The sequence below is a fragment of the Leptolyngbya cf. ectocarpi LEGE 11479 genome, assembly GCF_015207065.1.
Taxonomy (GTDB): Bacteria; Cyanobacteriota; Cyanobacteriia; order Phormidesmidales; family Phormidesmidaceae; genus Leptothoe; species Leptothoe ectocarpi.
This window is the reverse complement of sequence record NZ_JADEXP010000443.1, coordinates 1-4632: the sequence shown is the minus strand read 5'-3', so window position 1 is coordinate 4632 and position 4632 is coordinate 1. Positions and strand designations below refer to the sequence as shown.

Here is a 4632-nt window from a genome sequence, read left to right as displayed (position 1 = left end):
GATGGGGGGGGTGGGCACCGACGGACAGCTATTATTAAAATCGCTGATTGGCTCAGCCTAAGCCGCCTAATTCGACAAGAGCGCTGCTGCTGGACTCTCGCCAGATGATGAACTAAGAAACAAGGATCTTATAAAATCCTGATCCCTAACCCTTAACTCCATTCCTGGTCAGGGTGAATTAGTACCACAGTTTCCGTATTCTCTAACACAAAACTCCTGGATTTCCGCCCATCCGGTTCCATGGAATGCGAAAATACCCCTTGACAACGCCACAAGGGAGATACGACATGGCTGCTTTTCCGATTGACTTAGGTGCCTACAAACGCATTAGTCTGGACCCGTCCACACCGACGCTGACTGATGAGCAGCGCCAGGCCATCAAAGCAAACATCCAACTTTGCCGCGATGCCATTGTCTTCTTTACAGCAACCGGTGCTGCCCGGGGTGTTGGTGGTCACACAGGTGGCCCCTACGATACCGTCCCCGAGGTGATGCTCCTGGATGCTATTTTCCGGGGTGCCCCTGACAGCTATGTCCCCACCTTCTTTGACGAAGCCGGACACCGGGTAGGTACTCAATATCTGATGTCCACACTCAATGGTGATCTGCCCGCTGAGCAGCTAATGAACTACCGGGCTGCAGGTTCTCACCTACCGGGTCACCCCGAACTGGGCCTCACACCGGGGGTGAAATTTAGCTCCGGTCGTCTCGGTCACATGTGGCCCTACGTGAACGGTGTGGCCCTAGCTAACCCTGGCAAAGCTGTTTTCTGTCTAGGATCCGACGGTTCTCAGCAAGAAGGCAACGACGCTGAAGCCGCCCGCCTAGCCGTAGCTCAGCACATCAATGTCAAGCTGCTGATTGATGATAACGACGTTACCATCGCCGGCAACCCATCTAAGTATCTACCTGGCTACAGCGTCAAGCAAACCCTGGCAGGGCACGGTCTCAAAGTTCTAGAGTGCAACGGCGAAGACATTGACGCCCTCTATGCCAACATCTGTGAAGCCATCAATCACCCTGGCCCTGTCGCCGTTATCCTCAAGCGCCCCATGTGCCCCGGCATTGAAGGTCTAGAGGGCTCCAACCACGGCCACGATGTGATTTCTGTTCCTGCCGCCATCACCTACCTGGAGGCTCGCGGTCATCAAGCTGCCGCTGATATTCTCAAGAATACAAAAGCACCCAAGAACCCCAATACCTATCTTGGCTCCAGTGACAAAACGGATGCCAACCGTAAGGTCTTTGGTGCCGCTGTGGTCGAGATTCTCGGTGCCATGAGCGAAGCAGATCGTAAGAACAATGTTCTGGTGGTTGATAGCGACCTGGAAGGCTCCTGCGGTTTGAACACTATCCACGATGCCCATCCTGAAATCTTTATTAGCGGTGGCATTCAAGAGCGCGGCAACCTGTCAGCCGCAGCTGGTTTTGGAATGGAAGAAGGTAAGCAAGGTATCTTTGCCACCTTTAGCGCATTTCTTGAAATGTGCATCTCCGAGATCACCATGGCCCGTCTCAACTATTCCAACCTGCTGTGCCATTTCTCCCACGCAGGCATTGATGACATGGCCGACAACACCTGTCACTTCGGCATGAACAACCTGTTCGCCGACAACGGGTTAGATGATAGTCACCCCACTAACATTTACTTCCCGGCAGACGCCAACCAAATGCGCGCCTGTGTGAAGTCTGTCTTTAATGCCCCCGGTCTGCGCTTTATCTTCTCCACCCGTTCCAAAGTCCCCATGATTTTGGATGCCGACGGTAACGAGATGTTTGCAGGAGACTACACCTTCACCTCAGGTAAGGATGACATCGTCCGCGAAGGCACTGCTGGTTACGTCGTAGCCTTTGGTGCCGCCCTCTATCGCGCCCTGGACGCTGTTGAGAAGCTCAAGGCAGAAGGTATTGATGTTGGCTTGATCAACAAGGGCACCCTCAATGTTGTCGATGAAGAGACTCTGGCTAAGATCGGAGCGTCTCCCATGGTCGTTGTGGTTGAGTCCTTTAACCGTCGTACGGGTTTGGGTAGCCGCATGGGCTCCTGGCTGTTAGAGCGTGGTTTAACGCCTAAGTATGCCCACATCGGCACCCACATTGAAGGGGGCGGTGGTCTTTGGGAACAGTTCCCCCACCAGGGTATTGATTCCACTGGTGTTGTTGCCAAAGTAAAAGAGCTGCTGGGTTAATTTTAGCGAAATAATCTCTTAAACATCTCTTGATAACAGTGGCAGAGTCTGGCAAAGGCTCTGTCACTTTTTACTTGGGAATAAAGATTTAATAGGCTCCATTTTCTGGCTGTACAGACGTTCCATGGAACGTCTCTGCATAACCTTCGGATCTTATAAATTCTTATCCCCAGGCTATAATCTGATGCCTGACCTCTATCTAACGATATGTGCGTACCTTCTTATAAGGATCCTGCTAAAGATCACACTGGGGCATGGCGGAGAAGCAACAAAATTATCCTTCATAATAGTGTTGATACAACTAGCGTGCTTCACGTAAACCATGGATTGGTTCAAGGTTAATCGCACAGGCAAACATTATTTGCTGACACCGCTCATGGTGTCTCTGCTCTGCTTGGTTAGCTGTGGCCTGACCCAGCAGCAGCATACTGCCGTAGATTCTTCTACGGTGGCTGTAGCTGAAACTACACCTCGTTTAATCGAGGCTACCCTAGCCGGACATATAGATGATGTTAGGGAACTCCTCCAACAGGGCACCGATCCAAATCTGGTCCACAACACTAACACAGCCCTTACCTACGCGGCCCGTGATGGCTTTACAGAGATTGCTAGTCTGCTGATTGACCACGGTACCGATGTCAACTGGATCGATGGTGAAGGCGTGACCCCTTTGATTTTGGCATCGTTTAAAAACCATCTTGATCTAGTTCAGCTCTTGCTAGCTCACGATGCTGACACAACCGTCAGGGACCAATGGAATCGAACAGCTCTAGACTATGCTTTACGTCGTGGGGCCGCTGATCCCATTGCCCAGTTGTTAAGAGAGAAAAGCTAACATATGTGTCAAGCCCTTGGACGAGCTTCCATCATCGGTACGGCTCTGAAAATAGATGAGTCGCGCCTCTAATCACTTCGGGGAATCCCTCAAGCTGAAACTTTCCCATAGGCTTCTATCCTTTATGCCAAAAGGGTTTATGTGCTTTTCAATGTAGTGTGCTTCGGGTTAGATGCCCCGCCTATAGTGTTGCCCAAAGAGATAGATAGCTCTGCTCTTATGTCACACCTACAAAGGAAGGAGGCCACTATGGTACAAGAGGCTATTGATGATTGCTTGGATACGGTCGGAAAGGTGGCAATCGCAGACCAAGATGATCGAACATTACGTTTAGGAACTGGGGCTGTAGCACCGATTCTTCCGAGTCTGGCTGAGTTAGAAATCTGGGACAGTCAGCTAAATCATAGTTTCCTAGAGAGCTTTCTGGAAGCTTTTTCGGAGGGCATCCTGGTTTTTGATTTGTCTGGTGCGTTGCTTTATGTCAATGAAGCGGCCTGTGGGTTGCTTAAGCAGGCTACGAGTACCTATGAACAGCAACGATTGCTAGAACGGGAAATTCGAGCGTTGTATCGGTTGATGGTTGAGCAGTCTACTGATCGTATTGAGGCGCAGACTTCATTAGATGAGATACCTCTCAGGTCTGTAGAAGCTGAGGTGATGCTTTCGCTAAATATGCAGTTACGTATTCATGTGCGGCGTTTTCAGGTGTGTACTTATCCAGATGAGATGGTTTGGGTACGTCTTGAGGATCGGCAGCAGTTGAGTCGTGCCAGGGCGCTATTGGAAAGTCGATGGTATGGGCTTTCTGAGCGGGAAGGTGAGGTTTGGCAGTTGCGGCAGGCGGGCTTTACCTATGCGGAGGTGGCACAGCGGTTATTTATTACTGTAAATACGGTGAAAAAGCATGTGCGTAATATTCGTGCCAAGCGAGAGCTTTACTACTGTCAACACTCGGTAGCAACAGCTAATGGATAAAAGCGCTAGTTGCTGCAAACAGAACAAGAAAGAACATTTACTGCATTAACAGGAGAAAAAATAATGTCTGCTTTCACTCAAAATAATCTAGCGCCCACTGAGCGACCTGTATCTTCAGTAGTTGATGCTTCTAAAGATGCTACTTCGGAATCTACGCCTAAAGCCAAAGCTCTATGGAGTAATCCTGAGTATATTGGGGCAGTTACGCCTTTGCTGCTGGCAGCAGTGGGCTGTGTACTTGGGATTGTAGTACTTGTAACAAAATCTGAGTCAGAGGTTAAGACAGCAGGTTTGGGGTTAGCTGGTACTGCGATCGCAGGTAGTGCGGGTCTAGCACAAGCTAAAACTAATCGCCACTAAATCAACGTAAAATCCGCAATATTGCTTACTTCATCGATCATAGATTGGCAGGTCAGGCTAAAAATTGATAAATCATCTAATTTTTAGCCCCAATTTCCGTAATTATATGCATTATGAAGTAAGCAAGTAGCATGCGTTTTCCTTAGAGTTTCCTGAATGTATCTCACTAAAAAGCCGAATTATGTCTCGCTGTTTGTTTGCTCTACTAGTTGGTATTAATAACTACCCGAATCCACGTCATTGCCTCAATGGTTGTATTAGTGACATGGAAGG

Annotated in this window: 4 protein-coding genes; all 4 read left to right on the top strand. The window is 49.3% G+C overall.

All coding sequences use genetic code 11. The features are described 5' to 3' along the window. The first annotated feature begins 287 nt into the window (after positions 1-287). Positions 288-2189, top strand: a complete 1902-nt coding sequence (locus IQ260_RS27960; RefSeq protein ID WP_193996347.1) for a transketolase C-terminal domain-containing protein — start codon at positions 288-290, stop codon at positions 2187-2189. A gap of 322 nt (positions 2190-2511) precedes the next feature. Next, entirely contained in the window at positions 2512-3024 is a 513-nt protein-coding gene (locus IQ260_RS27955; protein WP_193996346.1) for an ankyrin repeat domain-containing protein, read from the top strand. 249 nt (positions 3025-3273) lie between these two features. Next, complete coding sequence (locus IQ260_RS27950) at positions 3274-3999, top strand: helix-turn-helix transcriptional regulator (protein WP_193996345.1); 726 nt, start codon at positions 3274-3276, stop codon at positions 3997-3999. A 63-nt stretch (positions 4000-4062) separates the two neighbouring features. Next, positions 4063-4359 (top strand): hypothetical protein, encoded by a 297-nt coding sequence (locus tag IQ260_RS27945; protein ID WP_193996348.1) that lies wholly within the window; start codon positions 4063-4065, stop codon positions 4357-4359. Positions 4360-4632: the final 273 nt, after the last annotated feature.